Genomic DNA, 25696 nt, shown 5'->3' with positions numbered 1-25696 from the left:
CTTAACACTGCAAACTGAAGCTAATTATAGTGTAAAAGGTGGGAGAAGAGAACCATATTCTCTTAACTTAAGATATATAGAAATTCCCGCTTCGGTTATAAAAAACTTCAAGATAGGCAAATCGTGGTTCTCTGCGGGAGTAGGAGCATATGCCGCGGCCTTAACATCGTTTGCAAAAAAGCAAAAGTATGTTCTTGATGATTTTACAAGCCAAACTCCTTACGAATTAACAGAGGATGGGATTTTTAGTAATAGTAAGTTTAAGGACTTTGACTATGGTACAAGACTTAATTTGGGATACAATGCCTCAAGATCTATAAATTTCAGACTGGGATATAATTATGGTTTAACTAATATTTTGAAGGATGATGGCCATAATTATCTAAATAATCAGACTATAACATTTGGTTTAAATGTGAAATTAAACTGACAGTTTGCCGAAGGAACAGGAATAGCGCAATGATAAAGAACGGCATTAGTAAACCTTCATTTGGATCGCCAAATAGCTATTAATATGGCGAGATACCGTTATCATCGTTGGAAATTCCCTTTTTACTTTTCTTCAGACTTGATTTCAATCCTCCAAAACGATAGTTCAGACTGGCAGAAAAACTTCTCAGATACCTTTGGTTAGTTCTTTCCTGATAGAAGGTTGGGGCACTTGTTGTACCTGTATTGTTTCGATATTTAGAAAATGGATTACTTGCCTCGGCGGTGAAATAACACTTATCTTTCATCAATTCTTTTGTCACACTAAATCCGCACCCACGATAAGGACTATTTTCTATCCCTTGCAAATTAATATCAGCTCCATTCAAATTCACACTACCTGTTGCGCGCCACCCTTTATCAAAACGATAAGAAGAAGATGCTGAAAAATAATACATCAGCCGTTGGTTCCTGACTACTGTATTGTTAACCATTCCATCAACCTGGCCATAGATCGTCAGTAAGTTGGCGTTTACGTTCCATCTTGAAGTAATTGGATAACTTACATTGACGTTAGACATCACCATCCGCATACGGCCGGAATTCTCTAAAGTGGACTTGGTAATATTGTTAACTGCATCATACACCTGCGCAGGCATGACCATTTTAGCATAAAAGTCATAATTTAACCGGATATATAAAGAGAGCTTTTTGAAACTACTATAGCTTAACTCTAAACTATTAGATGAAGCGGGGCGCAGATTAGGATTTCCGCTCGATTCAAAGTTTGGGTTAGACCGGTCTACAAATGGATTTAAATGCTGTATCTCGGGTCTCCTTATTTTTCTTGAATATCCAAACAATAGGCTGGTATTGTTTTTAAACTGCTTTTGAACGGATACTGAGGGAATATAATCAAAATATGATCTCTTTATTTGCGTATGATTGGCTATAAAGTCTGCATCTATCGTAGCATGCTCCAATCTAACTCCAGCCTTAAAGCCCCAGTCATTCATTTTATATTGATAAGAGTTGTATACGCCAATAATGTCTTGTGTATTGCGGAATTTATTGCTGAGCGCTTCGTTCATCACGTATTCCTGATTGGTGCCCAGCGTATCGTACAGAAAATTACTTTTATTATTCCTTATCGTCCCTTTTACACCAGCTTCAAGGGTCAATTTTTTGAAAGGATGAGCATAATCCACTTGAAAAGACTGTTCTAATGACCGCTCATCATTCTTCTGGTTGTAATCGGTTGATGCATAGGAAACTTCATCAGCAACGTCAAAGTTTCCGAATCGATCGTTATTGGTATTAAGAATCCTATAGGAGAAAGTTAACTGCCGGTTTTTATCGCTTTTAAATCCCATCTGATAATTTAACGATGCATCAAGATTTGCACCATTAAGTTTGTTATTGCTTACCAGCCCATAGTTTTGTACCAGATCGGCAGCACTGGTTAGCGAAGACTGCAAATCACTATGGTTACGGTTGTTGTTACCGCCAATATTGAACTGCCCCGATAGCAGATTCAGACTATCTATCTCATAACTTAAATCCGAACCAAGGTACCCATTTTTGCCCTCAGCGTCCACACCTGTACTCTGCAATAAGGTAGTGGTGCTGGTATATCTCTTCGTTAAATTTGTAGTTGGCGGCGAATCAAACAAACTCCCGCCCAGAAAACCGGAGACACCAAATTTGCCATCTTTAAAGGTAAAAGATCCTCCCATACCAGGGCCACCTACAGGAAAACGGTGACTTACATTTACATTTCCTAAGTAACCATCACTTATTTTTTTGGTGGTAATGATGTTAATAATGCCATCCAAAGCTTCAGCATCGTATTTGGCAGGGACCGTAGTGATGACTTCCAACTTATCAATGCCCGAAGCGGGCATATTTCGCAAGATGTCCTGCGGATTTCTATTGACGATGGTGGATGGTTTTCCATTGATGAATATCTTATAATTTGTATTCCCTTTTAACCGGATCGTGTTGTCACCATCAACGGAAAGTAAAGGTACCTTACGCATGATTTCTAAAATATTTGCGCTTTTGCTTTCCGGATCGGCCTGTATGTTGTATGTTATCCTGTCGATCTCTTGCTTTGCCAGAGGCTTATTTTCCTTTACCACTACTTCTTTTAGCTGATGCACATCGATGATCATATACAATGCCCCTAAATCTTGAACACTTTTCGCGGTGTTCGCCAGATCGACCCGCATATTTCTTGTTTTAAATCCCTGGGCCACTATGGTAAGTAAATATTCAACTGGCCTGAGTCCGGTAAAGGTAAATGCGCCATCGGCCTTAGCTATTGCGCTTTTTGCGACATCGCTTTTACTTTCTTTCAAGATAAGTGTGGCGTATTCAATAGGTTTGTTGTCGATGGAATCCAGTATTACTCCGGTTATTCCCGGCTGTAGGGTTTGTGATTTTGCCACATATATGCTGATCAGCAAGATAAGGGTGAATAAAAATTTCGCTTTCATTTTTTTTGATTTATAACCGAAAGTAGCATGGGTATAATCATCCATAAAATAATAGTGACCACCTGAACGAGACTGATGATAAACGGCTGTGTTTCACGTTCATCATTAAAAATGGGACGTTCATCACTAAAATTTGTTTTATGTCCGCACTTAGACTTTCTTTGGACAATGAAACCATTTGACTGGACGATTTTATTCATCAAACCTTACAAAATTTACACGCATGTTGTGTTTTGGCTGCTGGTTTCATTCGCGATCATCTTTTTCAAAGAATACCCGGAGCGAATGACCGGCTTGACGATGATTTGCTTAGTAGTACAAGTAACACTGGAATTTATGATTCCTTGTTATTCGCAGAACTTACTAGTGGTTCCTTTTTTCAAAAAGCGCGGATGGCTTTGGGGGACGGCAGCCTATTTATTGCAGGTTGGTTTACTTATCTTTTTGCTGCCTTATGTACTAAACGCAGTAGGTATGCTTTTTCCGATTACTGACCGTGTGGACTGGAGGAATGAGCATGTTACCTTTTCAGTAGTGACATTTACGCTAATTGCTACCATCTATAAAGTAGCGCTGGACGGGCTCATATTGGATAAAAAGCGAAAGGAAAATGAACTCATGCATTTAAAAGCGCAATTAAACCCTCATTTTTTATTTAATACGCTAAATAACCTATATGGATTATCAGTTGCTGAATCTAAAAAGCTGCCCGGATTGATGTTGAGGCTATCTGAATTGTTGCGCTATTCGCTGTACGATACGAACCAAAGCCATGTGCCCTTAAAAAAAGAGCTGGACTATATCACCAATTATGTAGAACTAGAAAAAATACGCCTGAGTGATAAAACTGATATCAAAATGGAAGTCGCAGGCAGCACTACAGACCTATATATCGCGCCTTTGCTACTTATCATTTTTATTGAGAATGGGTTTAAGCACGTTTCACACGCTAAGGATCGACAGTCCTATGTTCACATCATGTTCCGGTTAAATCATAAGTTTTTACAGCTGGAAGTTAAAAACTCAATCGATCCGGATTATTCCCCCGTAAAAAGTGAATCAAAAGAAGGATTGGGTCTCAATAATGTGAAACAAAGACTGGATTTAATATACCCTCAGCAATATTCAATGAGTACCACCCAGGAAAATGATTGTTTTGACCTAAAATTGGAAATAGAACTAAGCTGACATGAATTGCATTATAGTAGATGATGAACCGATTGCACGGGACATACTCAAAACGTACATTGCGCAGATACCTTATTTAACACTGGTTGCCAGTTGTGAGGATGCTTTTGAAGCGATGCGGATCTTAAACGAAAAAGAAATAGACCTGATTATCCTGGATATCAATATGCCTCGGCTAAGCGGTTTTGAGATGCTGCGTTCACTTAAGAAATACCCTGCCGTGATTATTACTTCGGCTTATGGGGAGTTTGCGCTGGAAGGTTTTGAGTTGTCGGTAATTGATTACCTGTTAAAGCCGTTTTCCTTTCCGCGTTTTGTACAGGCCACTGAAAAAGCAGTGAACAAAGGTCACGATGCTGCTGTTCCTGCTCAAACAACTGACCATGAGGATTTTGTCATGGTGAAATCGGATAAAAAACTTGCCAGGATATTATTGAAGGAAATTGAATACGCAGAGGCTTACGGGAACTATATTTTTATCTATCGAAATACCGGCGATCGTATTATGTCTAAACAAACCCTAACACAATTTGAAGAGCAATTGCCAGGGAATAGGTTTGTCCGAATACACAAATCATTTGTGCTATCATTGACGGCAGTTAAATATTTAGAAGGCAACGAAATAACGCTAAATAGCAGAAAGCTACCCATAGGAAAAGTCTATCGAGATGAATTGATGAGACGTCTCTATTAATTATTTAATTCATTGGAAGTTAAACTAATGGAGAAGAACGCAAAATTCTGCTAGAAGGGGAGGCCTATTTTGAAAGCGGTGAGCGGCCTCTGACTTTTTATGACCTGCAGCATGAAACTTGCGACTAAAGGTCTTCCCAAATCGGATGTAACCGCCACCAAGGATTCCGCCTTTTAAAATTGCCATGTGTTCTTTTTTTAGTTGTTTCTGAGTTCTTGTTAATTACTACTCTTAATTTCATTATTTATGCTTCAAAAATGTTTGGCAGATGCCTTCTACCGTTGCTGTACCGTTCCTGCACCGTTGCTGTACCGTTGCTGCACCGTTACCAATAAGGTAGCAGTCGGTAAGTTTATCTGCTTGTTTCCGTTTCTTGCCATCTGGATTTCAGTCGCGACCACTCACGACCAGTCACGACCAGTCACGACCAGTCACGACCAGTCACGACCAGTCGCAACCAGTCGCGACCAGTCGCGAAAAGAACTGGGCAAATGCTTTGATTTTTATTTATAGGTATTTACATTCGGTCAATCTGGATGAGGCATCTTAATGTTTCATCATGTAATAACCCCGAATGGAAAACCCCTCATTATACGAACAGCTGAGCAGGCTTCGTACTGCAACGCCAGAATTGGTCAGGAAACTGACTGGTCTGTTTGTGCCAGTAACATTCCGTCGGGGAACTTTGCTTTCAGTTCCTGATCATACTTTACCTGTACTTTACTTTATCGAAAAAGGTGTGGTCAGGGGTTACTATTTCTATCATCAAGAGGAGTATACCTGCTGGATCAGGAGAGGCGGATTTCTCTTGCCTGGTATTGGCTACTTTTCAGACAGCTATTCAATTGAATATATTCAATTTCTCAGCGACACAACCGTCTGGTCATTGAGCCTGCCAAAAGTTGAAGTAGCGATGCGAAGCGAACCGCTTTTTTATAGGATGCTCCTGGAGATGTATGAGATTAAAGTTCAGGAAGGAAAGGAGCGGGAGCTGATGCTGCGGTTAAAATTCGCGGAGGACAGGAATCTGTATGCACGAAAGAACTTTGCGGATTTGTTTGAGCATGTGGCAATCTATATCCTGGCGTCCTTTATCGGCATAGAACGAAAGTACATTTACAAATTTAAGAAGAAGTATAAGTAGGTAAAAGGTGGAATATTCCACCTTTTTGAGTGTAAACCGCCCCCGATGTAATACCTAATCCGGATACCCTTTCTTTTTTGGTAAGGCGCTAATTTGCCATAGTCATTTAAGAAGGCATGGTATCATGGAAAATCAAAGAAAAGTAGGGAAATATGAGGTAATCATCACGGTGATTGCAACGATGCTTGCGTTGCTATTCCTGTATGCAGCATTGTCAAAGTTGTTGGACTATGACACGAGCAAGAGAGAAATGCTAAACCAGGTATTTCCAAGAGGGATATCGCTGATACTGGTATGGCTGGTTCCGGTGGTGGAATTGTTGATAGTACAGACATTGCTTTTTCGATCAACCAGGTTAATGGGGATGTATTTCTCTTCAGGTTTACTCATCCTATTTTCCTTGTATATCTCCATCACGATGAGCGGAGCATTTGGAAGGATTCCCTGCAGTTGCGGGGGTATTCTGAAGCACATGAGCTACTGGACACATCTTGGATTTAACGTCATTTTCATTGTTATGGCGGTACTGGGTATCGCCCTTGAAAAGCAATGGAATACAGTCAACAGATGGTTTAAATTTTTTAATGGGAGGGGAGGTGCGTCAAAATTGAGTAATTGAACAGCAGGGACAGGGCTTTCCTTGCGCAGCAAAAATAAAACTATAATACTGAAGATCGGGAGCTCCGGGGATCGACAGAACAGAACAGGGTGGTACTAGAAATTTTTAGTACTGCTACAATTTTTTCGTTATGAAAAAGCTATTTAGTGGCCTTAACAAGGCAGGATTATTGGCAATTTTATTTGCCGCAGGAGTGATTACCACGCAAAGTGCATTTACACCGGCATTGTTGAATACTTATTATTTTGACGGAACAAACTGGAAGGTACTTACCAGGACTTTTGACAACACAGTTGATCCAGTGACCGGTCAATATGACCCTAACTCATACCAGTGTACGCTGAGTGAAAACATTTGTACAGCACAAATAGAGTCTGAGGAGTCAACCATTCCAGGTAGTCAAAACCCGGAACTGTTTAACGAGACAGACGGAACCTACGTTCAAAACCCTTAGTAATCAGTTTTGAAATAGAAAAAAAGCGGATGCCATAATAGCATCCGCTTTTTTGTTAACGCGGATTTTGCGGAATTCCGCTGCCATTTATCTCTCCGTCTGGTATTGGATAAGTATACCGTGGATCGTTTGGCAATAACACGTAATTTACACCGGCTACGGTTCTATTTATGGTTACTGCAAATTGAGGATCTTGGTTTAGCCGTCGGAGGTCAGTCCAGCGAGTGCCGCGTCCCACCAGTTCTTTCCTTCGGTGTTCCAGTATCAGTCTAATGGCCTCATTTTGATCATTAGTGGCGAATGGCTGGAATGTATCAGCCTTCCATCGCTTTTGCATCAACTCATTCAAGGCCTGTAACGCCGTAGACAAATCCCCTGTCCTGGCTGCAGCTTCTGCTTTAATCAGCAGTACTTCATCGGTCGCCAATCCATGAAACTGCGCCACGTTCTGGCTATAGCTACCTCGATAATAGTAATTCCCGTTTGGTCGCTTAAAATAGAACAAGGTTTTTCGCAAGTCGTCGGTTGCGTATGTATCGAAAAGCGATGGTGACAATCCTATTTCAGCGGAGCCTATATAACTGTAACTTGTCACATCTCCGGCATTGAAAATCAATTCCACATTGCCATTTGGAGAAAGATATGGAGCTGTGGTATTGAAATCAATCAAGCTTACCCCTTGTGCCAGGCAGTCCGAGGCATACTTCAGCGCCAGAGGATAATTCTGCATAGTAAGTGATGTTCTGGCAAGATAGCCGAGTACAGCAGCTTTTCCTGGACGGGTATTATAAGGCACTTTTTCGGGCACTAAAGTCAAAGCACTTTCCAGGTCAGTCATCACTTGGGCATAGCTTTCAGCCAGGGTACCACGGCCAGGCTTCAGGTTGATGTCCGATTGCGTTCTGATGGGCAGGCCCATTACTGAAGCAGCCGTTTGCGGATCGTAAGGAACAGCGAATTCTTGCAACAAGTTGTATAAAGCAAAGGCCCGGAAAAACAATGCAGCGCCTTTAATGCTGCGGTAGGTTTGAGTAGCCTGTTCCTGTTCAGGATATTCTGCAAGTGCTTCAAGTATTATATTGCTGCAAAATGTTTGCTCATACGGAACATTCCAATCACTGCTCGATATACCCTCATAAATATCTGCATTCCAACGGTAACTATTGCGCTCAGAAACGCTTAAAAAACTATTGACGCCGGCGTCGCTAGCCGTAAAGTCATCTCCGGCGATCCAAGTTAAGGATGTTTGTCTGTTCATCAGTGTTACGTTGTCCAGCAAAGCCTGCAGTTCCGGTAATTTCCTGGGAACCAGTAGTGACTTCTGCGGTTTTTTCTCCAGATATTCTTTTTGGCAGGCGCCGAGTACCATACACAACGCCACCAATACTATTGCTATTTTTTTCATATTCATCATTTAAAATGTCGCCCTTAGGCCAAAGGACAATTGTCTGAGCGGAACCATTCCGCTGAGGTAATCAGGATCTTTTACGTTTTTGCTGGCTTTCCAAATGATGCCGAGGTTGCTGATATAGCTATACAACTGCAGTTGACTGATTCCCTTGTGTTGCTTAAACCGAAGGGTATAGTCAAAGCTGATATCCTGGAGGCGGATATGGTCAGCTTTATCAACCAGCGCTTCAGAAAACTGGTAGACCCGGTCGCGGTTCAGGTTCCTTGCTGCCGGAACTGCGGGTACAATGGTCAGCATTTCATCGCCAGGATTTTGCCAGCGCAAGGCATAGTCACTGTGGGTAGTTATACCAGCCAGCAGATCATTGTAGTTCACCGTATTTCGGCGGATATAATAACCCATACGGTAAGCAATGTTAAATGAAAAGCTGAAGTCATGATAGGCAAAAGTATTCCGCAAAGCCCCGAAATACACAGGGCGTCTTGGGCCATGATATACTAGTTCTTCTAACGTGGCGCTGCTCATGATCTTCGCATAATCTTTACTCAGCTCACCGTTTAGATAGCCCTGCGGATCACCCACTGCATCCAGACCGCCCCATTTATAGCTGAACATCGGATATTGCGGCTTGCCAGCGAGGGGAAGAATCCCCAATACATAGTCGGCAGAAACCGCGTTGTTCGACTTGATGTTGTATTCTTCAATGATCTCCTTAGAGTAGCTTAGGAAAATATCGCTGGACCATTTGAATCTGCCTGTCAAATTCAAAGTTTTTAATGCAGCATCTACGCCAAGCGTGCTCATTTCAGCCGAGTTGCCTTTGAAAGTACTTCGGCCGGTAGAAGGAGCGAGGGGGGAATTGCCGATCAGGTCGAGGCCTTTCTTGTCAAAAACCTCTATCGAGCCACTGATCCGGTTGGCTCGACTGGCAAAGTCGACTGCCGCATTCAGTATGCTGACTTTTTCCCAGCGCAGTTCCGGATTTGGCGGATTGCTTATGGTCGCATAGGGCAGACCCGTAGACCTGTTGTTTTGGTTGCCCGAGCCATTGTTGTAGGTAGCAGTAGTAAGGGCCGATAAGCTGCGGTCTACATTACCATTGTAGCCAAAGGTTAATCTGGCTTTTAAGTAGGGTAGGATACCCGAATGATAAAACCCTTCCTTGCTAATCTCCCAGCCGAGGCCAGCAGACCATAACGGTACACCTTTTTGGTTAGTGTTTACGCCGAAGATATTGCTTCGATCTACCCTTGCGCTACCAGAAAGTAGGTATTTGCCTTTCCATAAGTAGCCCGCATTCCCGTACCAGCTAATGTAGCGATCGGTAGCATCAGTCATGCTCTGTGCATTTGGAATGAGGTTAGACGCTGAGTTTTGATTGTAGTAGAGCTTATAACTTCCTATAAAATCTACTACCCTTGAAGTAGCGTGTTCGCTGTCATAGCCATATTGCATATACTGTTCGCGGTAAGTATTGACTTCCCTGATTTCGTAACCGGCGATAGCAGATAAATCACCTGCTCCAACTTGCTTATCCAGGCTTAGCTGGGCCCTTAGATTATGAGAACCCATTTTTCCCAGGTCGGCATTACGAATGCCACCCAGTGGAATAGGCCTGGTGAGAGAACCGTCGGTGTTTACAATCGTTAGCCTGTTGATCTGGTCCCTTACATAATAAGACTGCTCTTGCCTGAGTTCTGAGTCGTCAAATCGCTGCCCGGCGTATTGGTACATTAGGTCGACATTTAGCCCATCCATCACACGAGCCCGCAAGCCGGTATTTAGCTGATAATCGGATAGCGAAGTCTCGTACCCACGATAGCACATGTCATCCAGCGGTTTGTATCGCCAGTCCAGCAAGCCTTGGCCAAGTGCTTCAACACTGCTTAGATAAGCCGGACGCATGAGTTTACCCATCTCCAATGCATTGCCGTCTGCATCAGCCAATGAAGTGTAGGGAATCAGCCCGTATGATAATGTAGTAAGGTCATTCAATGCCCGGTTGATTTGATTCCGGTTGTCCGCTACAAAAACCCCGGTACTCAATTCCAGCACTTCCTTAATTAGTTTGACGTTGTTATTGAACCGGAGGCTAAGCCGGGTCAATCCGTTGCCGACCTGGGTGTTTCTATTTTTATCGTAACCTGCCGACAATAAATAGCGATGGGTCGGAGTTCCGGCATTGATCTGCAAGCCATATTGCTGATTGAATGAAGGCTGATAATAATACTTTTCCAGATCAGTCCTGACATCGTGAGACTTCAAGGCGGTTATCTGTGCGTCCGCATCATCGGTGGTCAGTTTTCCATCTCTGGCAGCGATGAGTAATTCCACTACCGGGCTCAATGCGGGTTTATTAATAGAGCGTTCGGCGCTGGTATAAAATCCCCTGGAGAATAGCAGACGTTCGATGTCGATATAGTCGGCCGATGACATTCTTGGTTGCAGCATCAAGTCCGGTTTTTGTCCTGTGGTAGTAACTGCATTGAAGTTTACCGAAAGCGGCTGGTTGTATTTCCCTTTTTTGGACGTAATCACGATCACACCATTGCCGGCTTTCGCTCCCCATATGGAAGCAGCGGCGGCATCCCGGAGCACAGTGATGCTTTCAATGTCATTAGGATTGATGCTGCCGAGGTCTCCCTCATACGGAAAGTTATCCAGGACAATGAGCGGGTCAGATTTGGCGAAGATGGTATTTCTTCCCCGCACGCTGATGCCATTTTCTCCCCTTGTTTCACTGGTACCTATATTGCGGTTAAATATGAGTCCGGGCACCACGTCGGCCAACCTGTCCAGTATTTTCGTTGTGACCGAACGGTTGAGGAGTTGCTGATCGACCTGCACGAAGGAGCCGGTGGCCCGTTCCCGGGGCAACTGTTGGTAACCGGTGCTGACGATTACCTCCTGTAGATCCTGAGACTGTTCTGTAAGGTAGATAACTAAAAGCTCATTTACTGACTTAACTGTCAACTGCAGATCCGCGTATCCCATTGCCTTTACGCGAATGGTATTTTGTGTGCCTAGGGTGATACTAAATTCGCCTTTGGAATCGCTTGAGGCAGTTCTGTCGCCAGAACTAATTAATGCACCGCTCACCGTAGTGCTGTCTTTTTCAGATACAAGTTTACCTTTAAGTACTTGTTGCCCATATCCAGATAGCTGGAGCAGGCAGCATATAAAACCTATAATGAATATTTTCATTTACTTACCTCCCTGTCGCTGATTACCAATACGTTTATTTCCCTGTCCTTCTTTACAAACTGAAGGTCGTAGGGGAGTAGTCCTTTATTTATATCGTCTAAATGGCTCATTTTTGCTGAAAAGCTGATATCAACCAGGCCAGTGTAGCCGGTTCCGTCAATGACAGGGAGTGGCGACAGCTGGAAAAATGAAGTGTTCATCTTCCAGATTAGGCGGCTCAAGGAATTTCCTTTTATCAGGCATGACTTTCCGTCTATCAGTACCTGTGTTTTGTTTGCCGTACTTTTAATTTTGTCAATTGTGGAGGTTCTTTCCAACACGATGCAGGGTATGGTTCTCGGTGCTATACTGATGAAATATTGGGGAAACATCCGTTGTATATCCTGCTGCATAAATTCGGCGGCTTTTTCATGCATACTGCCTGGTACGATCAGTTCGTAACAGCGCCCATTTGTCTTAATCCATTCCGCATATTCGCTACCGCTGTAGCCGCTGATCAGCTTTTTCCGGTCGTTTACTTCCAGGACAACCCTGTTTGCACCATAATAATCCTTTGTCGAGCTCCATGCATGAAGAAATAGTTTTTGCAATGGTTGATTGATGCAGGTGATTTTATAGCTTCCATTGTCCATCAGGCTCCGGCTGGTACCTCCGCCTCTGCCTTCTTTGTATCCCGTAAGCAGTGACTGAAAGGAGAACTGCGTCGTGCCGCCCTGATTTGCAGGATCAGTAAGCGACAATTTTGGGTTGTAGTCTACATGATAATCTGCTTTGGGTTTTAAATTGATGGCATTATCCCCGGTAATCATTTTAGTGATGTTTGACTCGCTTACTTCATCAAGGCCGGTGATGGCGGTTACGGTTCCTTGCTGATTGATCCACACGTAATGGGGGAGATAGATATGTGGGAATAAGTTGCGAAGCGTGTTATCTCCGGTAATGTGTACCAGATTGGTCGGCTTGCCCTTACTTAGGTCTTGAAGCAAAGGGCTTACGTCCTTGTCTGACTGATAGGTGACTGAGACAATTTGAATTTTGTCTTTAAACTGAGCTTGAAGCGCTTCCAGTTTCGGGATCATGGCTACGCATGGGCTGCACCAGGTAGCCCAGAAATCGAGGATGATGAGTTTGCCTTTGTATTTGGCAAGGCTCGATAAGTCGGGTACTTGCTGGCCAATTTGCAAGCCTTTGCTGGTGACGTCAATTGCCTGGTTTGTAGCAGGCTTTGTGGGTGTCTGGGCTTGTGCTTTGCCTGCAAAATTTAGGCAAAGCGCGGCCATTGCTATGTTTAGTAGCGTTTTTTTCATTTAGTTTAGATTTTTATGAATGGATAAGAATGCTGCAGAATGCAGGTGAAAGAAAGGCCGGGCGGGAAGAAAAATGAAGAAACATTTGTTAACTAACAGAGTCAACGCCCACCCGGCCAGTATTTTAATCAGGAGGACAGATAATCAGGGAGAAGTGGTTGTGGTGGTTGGGTTTGTGGTTCAGTTTCATATTTTAATTGTTAGTTGCAATTTAATATGAGCCACTTCGAAAGTTTCACTAGACCTATTAGGTCCAGGGCAGTTGTTCTCATCGAATGCCCGAACTCCCGTGTAGGACGGGGAATGGCTCGAAAACCATTCAAGACGCAATCAATAAGCTGCCCCGGCCTAATAGCATATACTATTATTCCGGGTGCTCACCTATTCCTCGCATCCTTTAAACTCCTACATTGTTCGGACAAGGCTCTTTAGTGAACACCTCACATCATTTGATATTTAGTGTTGCAAATTTATTTTTTTTAATCCATGTTTTATTATAATTAATGTATAAGACTAAGATAATTATAATATTTCAAATTGCGGTAATTTATAACCGCAATATTTGATTTTTATATTAAGAATTTAACGGCTTCATACCCAGAAGCAATAAATGCCCAAACAAAAGCACGAAGCGTTACAAATTCAATTTGGTGAACATATTCAAAAGATCAGATTGAAAAAGGGCTTAAGCCTTCGTAGTGTTGCGGCAAATTGCGAACTTGATGATAGTAATATATCCAAGATTGAGAATGGGAAATTCAATGTGCAACTGTCCACGATTGTTGAATTGGCAAAAGGGCTGGGGGTGGAGAAGAGGGAGTTGTTGGAGTTTTAATAAGAATTTACTGTAAAAAGAGTTGGCTTGGATAATGAAAAGCTAAGAAAGTCTATAAGGAACTTACATAGACAAAGAAATAATATCGCAGCACGCGTTTTTCAATTAAACAATTGTGTTAATCATAATTCAGATCATTAAATTCGATAGGTACATCTGAATTAGAACTCCGATTTCGATCTTCATATTCCATTTTTATTTTTGTGCGGTTTTGAATCATTGATTACAGATAATACTGCCCAATTTTTTGTTTCCAACGCTACTTAGCGCACATTAATTGGTTAAGGATATAGCTGTTATGATTTAATTGAAAAATAATTATCTTAGTGGAAATGAACGCGAATCAAATTAAGCTTATTCCTAGGGATTTTTTGCGGGTTGACCAGCCCGAACACCCGTTTACTATTAATGGACCGGATATTTTACTTTCAGATAAAAGAAACCTGATTGCGCTGTTTTACCCCTCCGCAGAAGAACTCAAGTCTAAGACCAAATTAATGACTCGGCTAATCGGTTCCAAGATCGCGTATCATGCAACTACTGTTATGGTTTTGTTTTTAGATCCTAGCCTTCGGATCAGCTTTGAGCAGCAGAAAGCAGCCCAGTTTTTCGACCAGATCATCCAAGAGAGAGATCTTCCACAGTTGGGACAGTTTTTTAAGGAGAAGAAAACCTTAACAGGCATTCAGGATCATAAACAGCAGCAAGCGGTGATTTTTGATCTTCAAGCCAAGGCGCAGCTGAAAAATCTCGACTATATTGAGAAGATTGGCTTCCAGCATAAAGCCGTTGCTCCTTTGAACGTTGCCGTAAAAAAGAACGTGTATTACAATAAGATCACGGCTAAGTTCGAAAAATCCAGAGCCAATATTTTTGAAAGCCAAAATCAAGCTATCATTGGCTTTAAAAATCTGCAGAAAAGTAAATCTGATTTAGCTGAGCTAGAACCTTTTTATGAATTTTCCCTGCGTACTCAATTTGAAATTGATAAGGGCGTTCCATACTTTGATAAAATCCAGGCTAAAATACTCAGTGTCAATGATAAGCCGGTTAGTCGCTATGACCCGCTCAAACCCATCCGAATGGCCAGCCTGTTCGGTTGGCAAATCAGCAACATCAATAATACAGCTGAGTTAAACGACCATATAGCCCAATCCTTATGAGCCATCAGAAACATAAAATCAACACGATCCTGACAATCTTAAGCAACAACCCGACCTTAACCACCGGACGGTATCCGGATATCGTAGAGGAATTAAAGGAGGCTTTACGAGTGGACAGGCTTAACCCAACTAGGAGGAAAAACCTCATGAAGGTTTTGCATTCAATGCGGGCGCTGGATTCTACGCTAAGGGCTTTTTTGGACTATCATGGGCTGCGTAGCGATCAACATTCGATCGGAGATTACATTAAACGGCTGTATTCCCATCAGGGCGGGGCTTTGGTTGGGAGGTTATCGGCCGCTGAAAAAGAGACCTATTTACGCAATATCGCTGATAAACGGAATAAATATTTGCACTCGGCTAACAGATATCCGACGGGAGAGATGGAAGTCAATGACCTGATTGCCGAAGCGCACGCCCTGATTGCACGTATGGCGACATTTTAAGGCCCGGCTTAGTGGATTTGAAAATTATGAGATGGGAAATTTTACCTGCTCGTTCATGAATGTAATGAGTTCCTGTTCTTCTTCACATGTTATTTTGATTAACATAACAATTGTGCGCATTGTGAAATTTTTCGTATTTTATTAGGATATACATCAACATAATTAGATAGTCAATGAAGTTCAATGATTTGGTTAAACTGAGTAAAATACTGGAAATTTCTCCAGCAGTGCTGTTTGATTTACCAGATGAAAGTTCATAACGCTATGCTTCACCTACTTTGGCATATTCTAAAGAGCTCAAGACTTGTGAAGAGCTGCTTCATGTGTGTAAGTCTCAACTTAAAGATAAAGAACTAATCATTGAGCTATTAATGAAGAGGTTAAGTGAGAAGTAGCCTTATAAGGAGTATTTGAGTTCTAGTAGTATTAGTATTTAATTTGCAATTTGCGGCATCAAATGATCTAGCTTTAGCAACTATGGAGCCAATTATTGTGTGATATTAGTTGCCATTTTCTCTACATTCTTATTAACCTATCACAATTGGGTGCATTGGTAATTAAATTAATTCGTTAGTTTTATGTCTGAGTAATGCTCATCAGATGGAAATCAATATACCTCCTGTTAAGTCAATAACAGTTTTTAAAACAAATAAGATCGTTAATGTCCTCACAAGGCCTGAACTAATCGAAGCGGAGATATTACCTGTCAAAGGTGCTGGCGATGGAACACGATCCTTCAGGTTCAAGGGTCACAGTATTTTGATATTGGTAACCAGAAATATTTCTCTGATAAAAAAATATGAATATGTCCTGCTGAAGGGTAATGACGCTGAGGATACGACTGAGGGGCTAGCAGGGTATGTATGGATTAAGCATCCGCTGCTGAAGGAAAGCTACCTGCAGAAACATACTCCCGAATATGTTGTCAAGTCCTGGGAAAATGGCTTTTTCTATAAAAGGGATGTTGAGGGTGATCCAGGTTTGAGGTCACCACAAATTGGTGCACTACACGCACTTGACGCACACTGGTGTGTATCTGAAAGAGAAGCAATTGTGGTTCTACCGACAGGAACGGGTAAAACAGAAACAATGTTATCTGCCACAATTTCTAACAAAATAAAAAAACTGCTCGTTGTTGTGCCTGGTGATGCCCTTCGCGGGCAGCTGTCAGGGAAATTTTCGACACTGGGTATTCTTCCGAAATTTGGGATTGTATCTGAAGAATGCGAAAATCCGATAGTGGGAATAATGAAACATGGATTTGCTTCCGAATCCGATATTGACGAATTTTTCGCCAAGGTTAATGTCGTGGTGGCAACCATGCATGTAATAGCAGCCTGCAAACCAGAAATCAGATACCATATTGGACAGCAGGTTACCCATCTGTTTATCGACGAGGCTCATCACACCCCTGCCGAAACATGGAAAAAGTTCAAGGACCAGCTTGGGCATTGTCGCATAGTCCAGTTTACGGCAACACCATTTAGAAATGACGGCAAGAGGCTGGATGGCAAAATTGTATTCAATTTTCCTTTGCGTCTGGCACAGGACCAAGGATATTTTAAACCGATCAAATTTCTGCCGGTATCAGAATATGACCGAAATTTAGCTGACGAAAAAATAGCTGAACTTGCAGTATCAACTTTGTTGGAAGATTTAAACGATGGCTTCGACCATATCCTAATGGTACGGGTAAATTCAATAGAGAGAGCTGAGGATATTATTAAACACTACATGAAGTATCCAAAATTAGATCCGGTAGTGGTTCATTCACAAATCAAACCCGAAAGCAGGTTGAAAGAGCTGATCAGGGAGGTAGTAGCAAAAAAACATCGTGTTATAATATGCGTGGATATGTTAGGGGAAGGATTTGATTTGCCTGAACTAAAAATTGCTGCATTCCATGATACGAAAAAAAGCCTTGCGATTACATTGCAGTTAGCTGGCCGATTTACGAGGGTAAGGAGTGATCTAGGGGATGCAAAGTTTATAGCGAATGTCGCAGAGCCTGAAGTAACTGAAGATCTCGAGAATTTGTATTTCAGGGACTCCGATTGGAATCAGCTTTTGCCTGATATGTCTTTCAATTTGAACTTGGAACAGGAAGATTTCAGGGCATTTCTGGAGGGCTTCAATGGATTTCCTGACAAATTCCCAATTCAGGCTATAAAGCATCCGTTAAGTACAGTCATCTATAAGGGGAAAAATAAAACATGGAAGCCCGCTTTATACAAAAGGGGGCTTAACAAGGAAGCAACGTATGAACATCTATATAGTGACTACAATCAGCCCGAGGAAATATTAGTAATAATAGTAGGTATAAAATCATACGTTAAGTGGGCAAAGGTCGAAGATTTCACGAGCGTCAATTTTGACGTGATTGTCTGTCATTTCGACAAGAAATCCCAGTTGCTTTTTATTCATGCATCCAACACAAATTCCTATTATGAAAAGCTAGCCGAGGCAATCTTTCCAGAATCTTCTCTTTTAAAAGGCGAGGATATGTTTCGGGTGTTCTCCGGTGTCAATAGACTTAGGCTCCATAATCTCGGACTTCGCGAACCTATGGGAAGGGCAAGAAGTTATATCATGCGGGTAGGAAGTGACATAGGGACCACTCTTAAGCAGGCAGATATAAAAAGCGCCACAAAGTCTAATATATTCGGGGCCGGGTTCGTTAGCGGGCAGCGATATAATATCGGATGTAGCGCAAATGGTAGGATTTGGTCGATGAGAAGTAATAATATTCCTGTTTGGATAAAATGGTGTAAAATCGTTGCTGCTAAGGTGGTCGATGAAAGTATCGATCCAAGTGAAGTCTTAAGGGGAACATTGATACCTGTAGAAAGACTGACTTTTCCAGAGAGCAAAGTGTTTAGCATTGAATGGCCAGACTTCATCTACAGGGAACTGATTGGGTCGGCAGAGCTTCGATTTGCAAACAATGAGGTTTACCCGCTTTGGGACTGTGACCTGGTTATAGTGTCGTATTCAAAACAGGAACTCCACTTCAATTTGGAAACGCCAGGGGGCAACCATCTGATCAAACTTATTCTCTTTGCTGATGGTGATGTTTTCAAATATCGTTTTGAATGCCCTACGAGCATTAAAATGGAGGGTGCTGACGAGAGTATTTTGTCAGAATTTTTCTTTAAGCATCCTCCTTTAGTCTATTTTACCGATGGCTCCTTTATGGAAGGAAACCTATTTACCGAAATCGTCCAGGTCAATCCAAGATTCTCTGTTGCGAACATTATTTCCCTTGATTGGTCAAAAACTAACATAAGAAAGGAGTCCCAAACATATTCGAAAGAACCTTTGAGCATACAGTTCGCGATGATTGAAATGCTTAAAGCAGAAAAAAAGTACGAGGTGATTATAGATGATGATGACAAAGGGGAAGTGGCCGATATTGTCGCATTTTCTGTAGATAAAGTAAACAAAACTTTAAACGTCGATCTATTCCATTGTAAGTTCTCAATCGATGGTAAGGTTGGAAGCAGGATAGATAATTTTTACGCCGTCTGCAGCCAGGCTCAAAAAAGCATTAAGTGGATGGAGAATACAGATCTCATGTTTAGGCAGCTCCTTAGAAGGAACGATAAACGGTTGAAGGTGAAAAAGGTAGATAGATTTGAGCATGGGGATGTTGATGTTCTCGATATTTTAAGACGCAGGGCAAAAAAAGAATTGAAATTAAAAATGAATATTTTCATTGTACAACCAGGATTTTCTGTTAGAAAGTATGATGAAAAGGGAGACATCTCCAGCCTATTAGCCGCTTTGGAAAGTTATCTAAAAGAAACCTGGGATGCACCATTGAAGGTATATGGCAATGTATTGTAAATTATTTGAACGATAAACTACTGTTCCTTAATAGCTATTTGTCATACTTAAAGAGTGTTCTCCCATCGTTCCTTTATGGCTAACCTAATATGGATGTTTTTTTGCTTCGGTTTTTATATGGCGCTGAACCTACCAAAAGTGAGGAAAGAACTACTTTAATGCGTTCTAGTACAGTACTAATTAGCTGATATCCAACAGAAATCCCGATTTTCAGTAGCAAGTTATATAATTGTGCTTTTTGATATTCCAGACCATATTACTTTTTGTCCCGACCTAAAAAGACCTCAGAGATTTTAAAATTATTCTTGGTTCGGACTTCAGATATTTTTGTCAAAAAATTACCGGAGATACCTTGTCGATGGAAGGTCCATTACTTTGGTGCTAGCGGAAATTAATAATTATATTAGCGGCAAATAACCAATTGTTAATGGCGTTCAACGAAGATTCAAGAGTCAAGATTCCTGCGATATTACATTTAATCCGTTTAGGATATACCTACATTCCAAGGCGGGAACAAGACAGAGTCGAAGAAACCAATATATTTTCTCATATATTTCTGGATAGCGTACAACGGATTAACCCAGGTGCTGATCGCGAACATATTGAAAGACTGGTACAAGAACTGGCCTTAAAGTTAGACTTTGATGATTTAGGTAAAGATTTTTACAAAAGCCTTACAGCAACTTCTGGCATTAAGCTAATTGATTTCGAGAATTTTTCGAATAATAGTTTTCACGTTACCACAGAACTAACTTGTAAGAATGGAGAGGACGAATTTAGGCCAGACATCACGTTATTAGTCAACGGAATGCCGTTGGTATTTATTGAGGTTAAAAAGCCGAACAATAAGGACGGGGTATTGGCGGAACGAAAACGTATCAACGACCGTTACAAAAATAAAAAGTTTAAGCGCTTCGCCAACATCACGCAAATGATGTTGTTTTCTAACAATATGCCTTATGAAGATGGTGTGATTGAGCCTTTACAAGGTGCCTATTATGCTACCTCTGCTTATGCAGATTTGAATTTTAATTATTTTAGAGAAGAAGAAAATTTAAACCTAACTGCATTACTGGCACCAGAAAATGATGAAATTGAGAACCTGATTTTAAAAGATAATAATATCATTGCCATCAAACACTCGCCAGAGTTTATCACCAATAAGCATTATAATAGCGCTACTAACACATTATTGACTTCGCTACTAAGTCAAAATAGGCTAGCCTTTATTTTGAAGTATGCTATAGCATATATCGATGAAGAGGTTAAAGGCAAAGTAGTCACGCAGAAACACATTATGCGTTATCCGCAAATGTTTGCTACTAAAGCTATAGAGCAGAAGCTGAACGAAGGTGTAAAAAAAGGCATCATCTGGCACACTCAAGGGAGTGGTAAGACGGCTTTGGCCTACTATAACGTCAAGTTCCTTACAGATTATTATCAAAAAAGGAATATCATTCCTAAATTCTATTTTATTGTGGATAGGATCGATTTGGCCAACCAAGCCAGTACAGAATTTGGCAATCGTGGATTGGTAGTAAACCGCGTTAATTCTAGGGCAGAATTTCTGTCCGACATAAAAAAAGTAAGTGTAGTGCACAATAGTGCTGGCGATAGAGAGATAGCGGTAGTCAACATCCAAAAGTTTACGGAAGAAACGGTTGTGGTGAAAGATTTAGCTTATGATATTAATATTCAACGCGTTTATTTTATCGACGAGGCGCATAGAGGCTACAACCCCAAAGGTTCGACTTTGGTAAATTTGTTGCGTTCTGATGAAAGTGCGATAAAAATTGCGCTTACTGGAACGCCGTTACTGAGAGAAGTTGCCAAGGACTTCGATAGTAAGGCTTTGTTTGGTGATTATATTCATAAGTACTACTACAATATGAGTATTGCAGATGGCTACACACTGCGCTTGATTAGGGAAGGTATTGATACTACCTACAAAATGCAGATGAAAGAAGTATTGGAGCAAATACAACTTTTGCAGGGCGATGTTGACAAGAGCGAAGTATTTGCACACCCAAAATTTGTAGAGCCAATGTTGGATTATATCGTTAAAGATTTAATACAATTTCGGAAAACTGAAGGCGACAATAGCTTGGGCGCTATGGTGGTTTGTGATACTAGTAAACAAGCCAAAAGCTTATTCGCTTATTTTGAGGAGCTGAATGGCATACAGGAGATACAACCGTTAGGAATGGTTGCAGAACCCATTGTCCCATATGGAAAAAGTAAAAAAGAGTTAAGAAGTGCATTAATTCTGCACGATGTTAATTCAAAAGATGATAGAAAAGAGCAGGTAAAACAGTTTAAAGTAGGTGAAGTAGATATTTTGTTCGTTTACAATATGTTGCTCACAGGTTTTGATGCCAAGAGATTAAAGAAATTGTATTTAGCCAGGGTTGTCAAGGACCACAACTTGTTACAGACTTTAACCCGAGTAAATAGGCCTTATAAGAAATACAAATACGGTTATGTGGTTGATTTTGCTGATATCAGCGCCGCATTTAGAGAAACCAACGACAATTATTTCAAAGAACTTCAAGCTGAATTGGGCAACGAAATGACCAACTACTCTAATCTTTTCAAATCGCAAGAAGAGATCGATGCAGAAATTCTGGCGATAAAAGAGAAGCTTTTCCGTTTTGATGCCGTAAATGCGGAGATATTTAGTCAACAGGTTAGCGACATTAAAGACAAAAAAGATTTGTTGGAGTTGATTAAGGTTTTAGCGAATGCCAAAGAGCTGAAAAACATCATCAGATTAAAAGGCTTGGATGAACAATTGGATAAGCTGGATTTCTTCAAGCTTAATCAGTTACTCAATGTCGCGCAAGCACAACTGGATAAACTCAACCTGATTGATAATATTAACAACGAAGCCGACACCACTAATTTACTCAATTCGGCTTTAGAAGATGTTATCTTCTTGTTTACCAAAGTAAGCGAACAAGAACTCATTTTGGCTGACCAATTGCGCGGACAATTGAAACGCACCAGAGAGGCGTTGTTATTTAATTTTGATCAGAAAGACCCGGCGTTTATCTCGCTACGCGAAGAACTGGAACGCATATTTAAGAAAAAGAACTTGGGGGAGGTAGACCAAGATGATATGCGGGAAAATATCTTGCTTCTCAAATCTATTTATGATAGGGTGACAGAGCTGAACCGCAAAAACAATTTGTTGAAAGCCAAGTACGAGCATGACGAAAAATATGCCCGGTTGCATAAGCGGTTGGTTGAAAACTCCGGCATCAATGCTAGAGAAATTCAGCTACACCAAGCATTGATGAATGTCAAGCAAAAAACCGACGACCAATTGCTAAATAACCGTAACATTATGGATAGTGAAGGTTTTTTTAATCGTTACCTACTCAACCTGGTAGCCAACGAATTTGTGAAAAAACAAAACATCAAGTTAGATTTTAATACTACCAAAACAATTAACACAATGATTGCTGGCGAGTACCTACAACAATATAATAACTACATTTAATGACCGATATAACATTCATCACCAAAACCAAACAGCTAATTGATAGCCTAAAAAGTGTTTGTGCCAATTATGGTTTGGGCAACGATGGCAACGAGTTCAAAATTATTACCCAGGTTTTCCTGTATAAATTTATGAACGATAAGTTTGCCTACGAAGCTAAAAAGTTGGAAGACTATAAACTCGGCGATGCGCCAAACTTTCAGGAAGCATTAGAAGCGTTGGATGAAGAGCAATATAACTTTCTTTTGGCTTTTATCGATGCCAATACTCCACAACTTTATCCGCATCAAACCATTACCTATTTGCATAATAAGCAAAACAGTAACGATTTTGCCAAGCTGTTTGATGATACGCTACGTGAAATCAGTATCAACAATGCAGAAATTTACTCCGTAAAATCGGCAAGTGGTGCTAAAGATAAAATGTTTGATGAACTGAGCAATTTCATCAGCGATGCTTCTCAACGTGATGCTTTTTGTAAAGCTTTGATCAGCAAATTATTTGAATTTAGCTTTGAAGGAATGTTCAATGAGAAATATGATTTCTTTGCGACCATTTTTGAATACTTGATAAAAGACTACAATACCGATAGCGGCGGTAAATATGCCGAGTATTATACCCCGCATGCTGTGGCACGTATTATGGCAAGCATCATGGTGAACGATAAACCTAAAGGTGTTAAGGTGTATGACCCAAGTGCGGGTTCGGGGACTTTATTGATGAATATTGCCCACGCCATTGGAGAAGATAATTGCAGCATTTACAGTGAAGATATTTCACAAAAATCGAGCAATATGTTGCGCTTAAACTTGGTGCTCAACAATTTAAGCCATAGCATACCTCATATTATTAAAGGCAATACCATATTAGAGCCTTACTACAGGGAAGAGAAATTCGATTACATCGTTTCAAACCCACCTTTTAAATTAGATTTCTCGGATTTTAGCGTTGCCTTAGATAAAGACATCAACAAAACCCGCTTTTTTGCTGGCATTCCCAATATTCCCAAGGCCAAAAAAGAAAGTATGGCCATTTACCTGCTATTTATACAGCACATCATGTACAGTTTAAGTGCAAGAGGTAAAGGTGCTATTGTAGTACCTACTGGTTTTATCACAGCACAAAGTGGCATAGAACGTAAAATACGTGAAGCCATGATTGAGCGTAAACTCTTACGTGGTGTAGTTAGCATGCCTAGTAATATTTTTGCAAGTACTGGCACCAATGTAAGCGTTTTGTTTCTAGATAACAGAGCTGATGCCGAGCATATCGTTTTGGTAGATGCTAGTAAACTGGGCGCTACTGTCAAGGAAGGTAAGAATCAGCGTACAATATTGAGCCCGCTAGAAGAGCAACGAATCGTTGATGCGATGAACAAAAAAGTAGCAGAAGTTGATTTTAGCGTACTAGTTTCTGCCGAAGACATTAAAGCTAAAAACTATTCTTTCTCTGCCGGACAGTATTTTGAGGTAAGGATTGATTATGTAGATATTACTGCTCAGGAATTTACCTTTAAGATGCAGGGCTTTGAAGAACAACTAAATGCTTTGTTTGAAGAGGGAAATTGTTTGGACATAGAAATTCAGAAACAACTAAAGACATTTACTTATAATGACAAATAGGGAATATTTAGAGATTGAAAAATTGGTCGATGTAATAATTGACAATAGAGGTAAAACAGTACCTACTTCTGAATTTGGTATTCCACTAATTGCAACCAATTGTATAAAGCATTCTAGTATTTACCCAACATTTGAAAATATCAGATTTATCGATAAAAATGTGTATGATACTTGGTTCAGAGCACATCTTGAATCTAATGATATAATTTTTGTAAATAAAGGAACACCAGGTAGATGTTGCTTAGTACCAGATCCTGTTAGCTTTGTAGCAGCACAAGACATGGTTGGTTTAAGGTTTAAAAAGCATTTAAATCCATACTATATGCTTGCTGTCCTGCGCAGTAAAGAAATTCAAACCACAATAGAGAATAACCATGTAGGACTTGTTATAGCACACTTACGAAAACAAGAGTTAGTTAAACTAAAGTTGCCGATTCTAGATGAACATACTAGGAATAAAATAGGTGATATTTATGAAGTCATTTCAAATAAAATAGAGCTGAACAATAAAATAAATGCAAAGTTAGAGGCGACGGCCAAGATGCTTTATGATTATTGGTTTGTTCAGTTTGATTTCCCCGGTGCAGATGGCAAGCCTTATAAATCTTCTGGTGGCGAAATGGTTTATAATGAGGTTTTAAAGAGGGAAATACCGAAAGGGTGGGATGTGAAAAAATTAAATGCATTAACGTCTTTCTTATCAAGGGGGATTTCTCCCAAGTATACATACGAAAATAAAGGAATACCAGTGCTTAATCAAAAGTGTATACGAGAATATGGTTTAAAATACCAATTTCAAAGGAGGCACGATAATGTCGCAAAAAATGCTGTGAATAGATTAATTAAAAAATATGATGTTTTAGTAAACTCTACAGGTGTTGGCACTTTAGGAAGGGTTGCCTTAGTTCGTTGGTTAATTGAAAATGAAGTAACAGTTGACTCTCACGTTACAATTGTACGAGCTATACCTGAAAATATAAATATAGTGTTTTTTGGTTACTCTCTTTTAACGAAACAGAGAGAAATAGAAGGTTTTGCAAATGGCTCAACGGGACAAGTTGAGTTAAATCGTAGCCAATTATCAGATATAAATTTGTTAATACCTCAAGCAAATTTTCAGACAAACTTTGAAGAGTTTTACAATCCAATAATTGAAAAAGTATCGATTAATGAAAAACAAAACTATGAGCTAGCTTCCTTAAGAGATTGGTTATTGCCCATGTTAATGAATGGGCAGGTTACGGTAAAAGATACTTATGAAATGGTGGAAGAGAAGTTAGGAATGGCTGCGGAGCAGGAGGTTAAATATGTTAGGTAGCAAAACTATAATAGTT

General features: G+C 40.6%; 17 protein-coding genes. 13 read left to right on the top strand and 4 right to left on the bottom strand.

Annotation, left to right across the window (positions count from 1 at the left end; genetic code table 11):
• Positions 1 to 430 (top strand): outer membrane beta-barrel protein (locus EZ437_RS17300; RefSeq protein WP_165500460.1); only part of this gene is annotated, 430 nt, incomplete at its 5' end.
• Between the two features lie 79 nt (positions 431 to 509).
• Here the strand turns inward: EZ437_RS17300 and EZ437_RS17295 are convergent.
• Entirely contained in the window at positions 510 to 2927 is a 2418-nt protein-coding gene (locus tag EZ437_RS17295) for an outer membrane beta-barrel family protein (protein ID WP_165500459.1), read from the bottom strand.
• A 168-nt stretch (positions 2928 to 3095) separates the two neighbouring features.
• Between EZ437_RS17295 and EZ437_RS17290 the strand changes: the two genes are divergently transcribed.
• The 5 genes from EZ437_RS17290 (at position 3096) to EZ437_RS17270 (ending at position 7026) form a co-directional block, all read left to right on the top strand.
• Positions 3096 to 4115, top strand: coding sequence for a sensor histidine kinase (locus EZ437_RS17290; RefSeq protein WP_165500458.1), 1020 nt, complete (start codon positions 3096 to 3098; stop codon positions 4113 to 4115).
• A 1-nt stretch (position 4116) separates the two neighbouring features.
• Positions 4117 to 4809 carry a LytR/AlgR family response regulator transcription factor gene (locus EZ437_RS17285; RefSeq protein ID WP_131597327.1) on the top strand — a complete coding sequence of 231 codons (693 nt, stop codon included), beginning with the start codon at positions 4117 to 4119 and terminating at the stop codon, positions 4807 to 4809.
• Between the two features lie 574 nt (positions 4810 to 5383).
• Complete coding sequence (locus EZ437_RS17280) at positions 5384 to 5953, top strand: Crp/Fnr family transcriptional regulator (RefSeq protein WP_131597326.1); 570 nt, start codon at positions 5384 to 5386, stop codon at positions 5951 to 5953.
• A gap of 124 nt (positions 5954 to 6077) precedes the next feature.
• Positions 6078 to 6572, top strand: coding sequence for a MauE/DoxX family redox-associated membrane protein (locus tag EZ437_RS17275; protein WP_131597325.1), 495 nt, complete (start codon positions 6078 to 6080; stop codon positions 6570 to 6572).
• A 130-nt stretch (positions 6573 to 6702) separates the two neighbouring features.
• Positions 6703 to 7026, top strand: coding sequence for a hypothetical protein (locus EZ437_RS17270; RefSeq protein ID WP_131597324.1), 324 nt, complete (start codon positions 6703 to 6705; stop codon positions 7024 to 7026).
• A gap of 55 nt (positions 7027 to 7081) precedes the next feature.
• Here the strand turns inward: EZ437_RS17270 and EZ437_RS17265 are convergent, their stop codons facing one another.
• The 3 genes from EZ437_RS17265 to EZ437_RS17255 are packed head-to-tail and all read right to left on the bottom strand — an operon-like array spanning position 7082 to position 12948.
• Positions 7082 to 8431: a RagB/SusD family nutrient uptake outer membrane protein gene (locus EZ437_RS17265; protein WP_165500457.1), complete on the bottom strand. Its 1350-nt coding sequence runs from the start codon at positions 8429 to 8431 to the stop codon at positions 7082 to 7084.
• Between the two features lie 9 nt (positions 8432 to 8440).
• Entirely contained in the window at positions 8441 to 11641 is a 3201-nt protein-coding gene (locus tag EZ437_RS17260; protein ID WP_131597322.1) for a SusC/RagA family TonB-linked outer membrane protein, read from the bottom strand.
• Entirely contained in the window at positions 11638 to 12948 is a 1311-nt protein-coding gene (locus tag EZ437_RS17255; protein WP_131597321.1) for a TlpA family protein disulfide reductase, read from the bottom strand. The genes EZ437_RS17260 and EZ437_RS17255 overlap by 4 nt, the downstream gene beginning before the upstream one ends.
• Before the next feature lie 610 nt (positions 12949 to 13558).
• On the opposite strand from EZ437_RS17255, the gene EZ437_RS17250 reads away from it, so the two are divergent.
• From EZ437_RS17250 to EZ437_RS17220, 7 genes are all read left to right on the top strand, one after another.
• Positions 13559 to 13783, top strand: a complete 225-nt coding sequence (locus EZ437_RS17250) for a helix-turn-helix domain-containing protein (protein ID WP_131597320.1) — start codon at positions 13559 to 13561, stop codon at positions 13781 to 13783.
• Positions 13784 to 14115: 332 nt separating this feature from the next.
• Entirely contained in the window at positions 14116 to 14946 is an 831-nt protein-coding gene (locus EZ437_RS17245; protein WP_131597319.1) for a hypothetical protein, read from the top strand.
• Entirely contained in the window at positions 14943 to 15392 is a 450-nt protein-coding gene (locus tag EZ437_RS17240; RefSeq protein ID WP_131597318.1) for a hypothetical protein, read from the top strand. Before EZ437_RS17245 ends, EZ437_RS17240 begins: the two co-directional genes overlap by 4 nt.
• Positions 15393 to 15992: 600 nt before the next feature.
• Positions 15993 to 19238: a DEAD/DEAH box helicase gene (locus EZ437_RS17235; protein ID WP_131597317.1), complete on the top strand. Its 3246-nt coding sequence runs from the start codon at positions 15993 to 15995 to the stop codon at positions 19236 to 19238.
• Positions 19239 to 19665: 427 nt separating this feature from the next.
• Positions 19666 to 22740 (top strand): type I restriction endonuclease subunit R, encoded by a 3075-nt coding sequence (locus tag EZ437_RS21900; RefSeq protein WP_131597316.1) that lies wholly within the window; start codon positions 19666 to 19668, stop codon positions 22738 to 22740.
• Positions 22740 to 24362, top strand: a complete 1623-nt coding sequence (locus EZ437_RS17225; RefSeq protein ID WP_131597315.1) for an HsdM family class I SAM-dependent methyltransferase — start codon at positions 22740 to 22742, stop codon at positions 24360 to 24362. Before EZ437_RS21900 ends, EZ437_RS17225 begins: the two co-directional genes overlap by 1 nt.
• Positions 24352 to 25680 carry a restriction endonuclease subunit S gene (locus EZ437_RS17220; RefSeq protein ID WP_131597314.1) on the top strand — a complete coding sequence of 443 codons (1329 nt, stop codon included), beginning with the start codon at positions 24352 to 24354 and terminating at the stop codon, positions 25678 to 25680. Before EZ437_RS17225 ends, EZ437_RS17220 begins: the two co-directional genes overlap by 11 nt.
• The last annotated feature ends 16 nt before the right edge of the window (positions 25681 to 25696 follow it).

Source organism: Pedobacter psychroterrae (genome assembly GCF_004331695.1).
Lineage (GTDB): Bacteria > Bacteroidota > Bacteroidia > Sphingobacteriales > Sphingobacteriaceae > Pedobacter > Pedobacter psychroterrae.
This window is presented reverse-complemented; position numbering and strand designations above follow the sequence as displayed.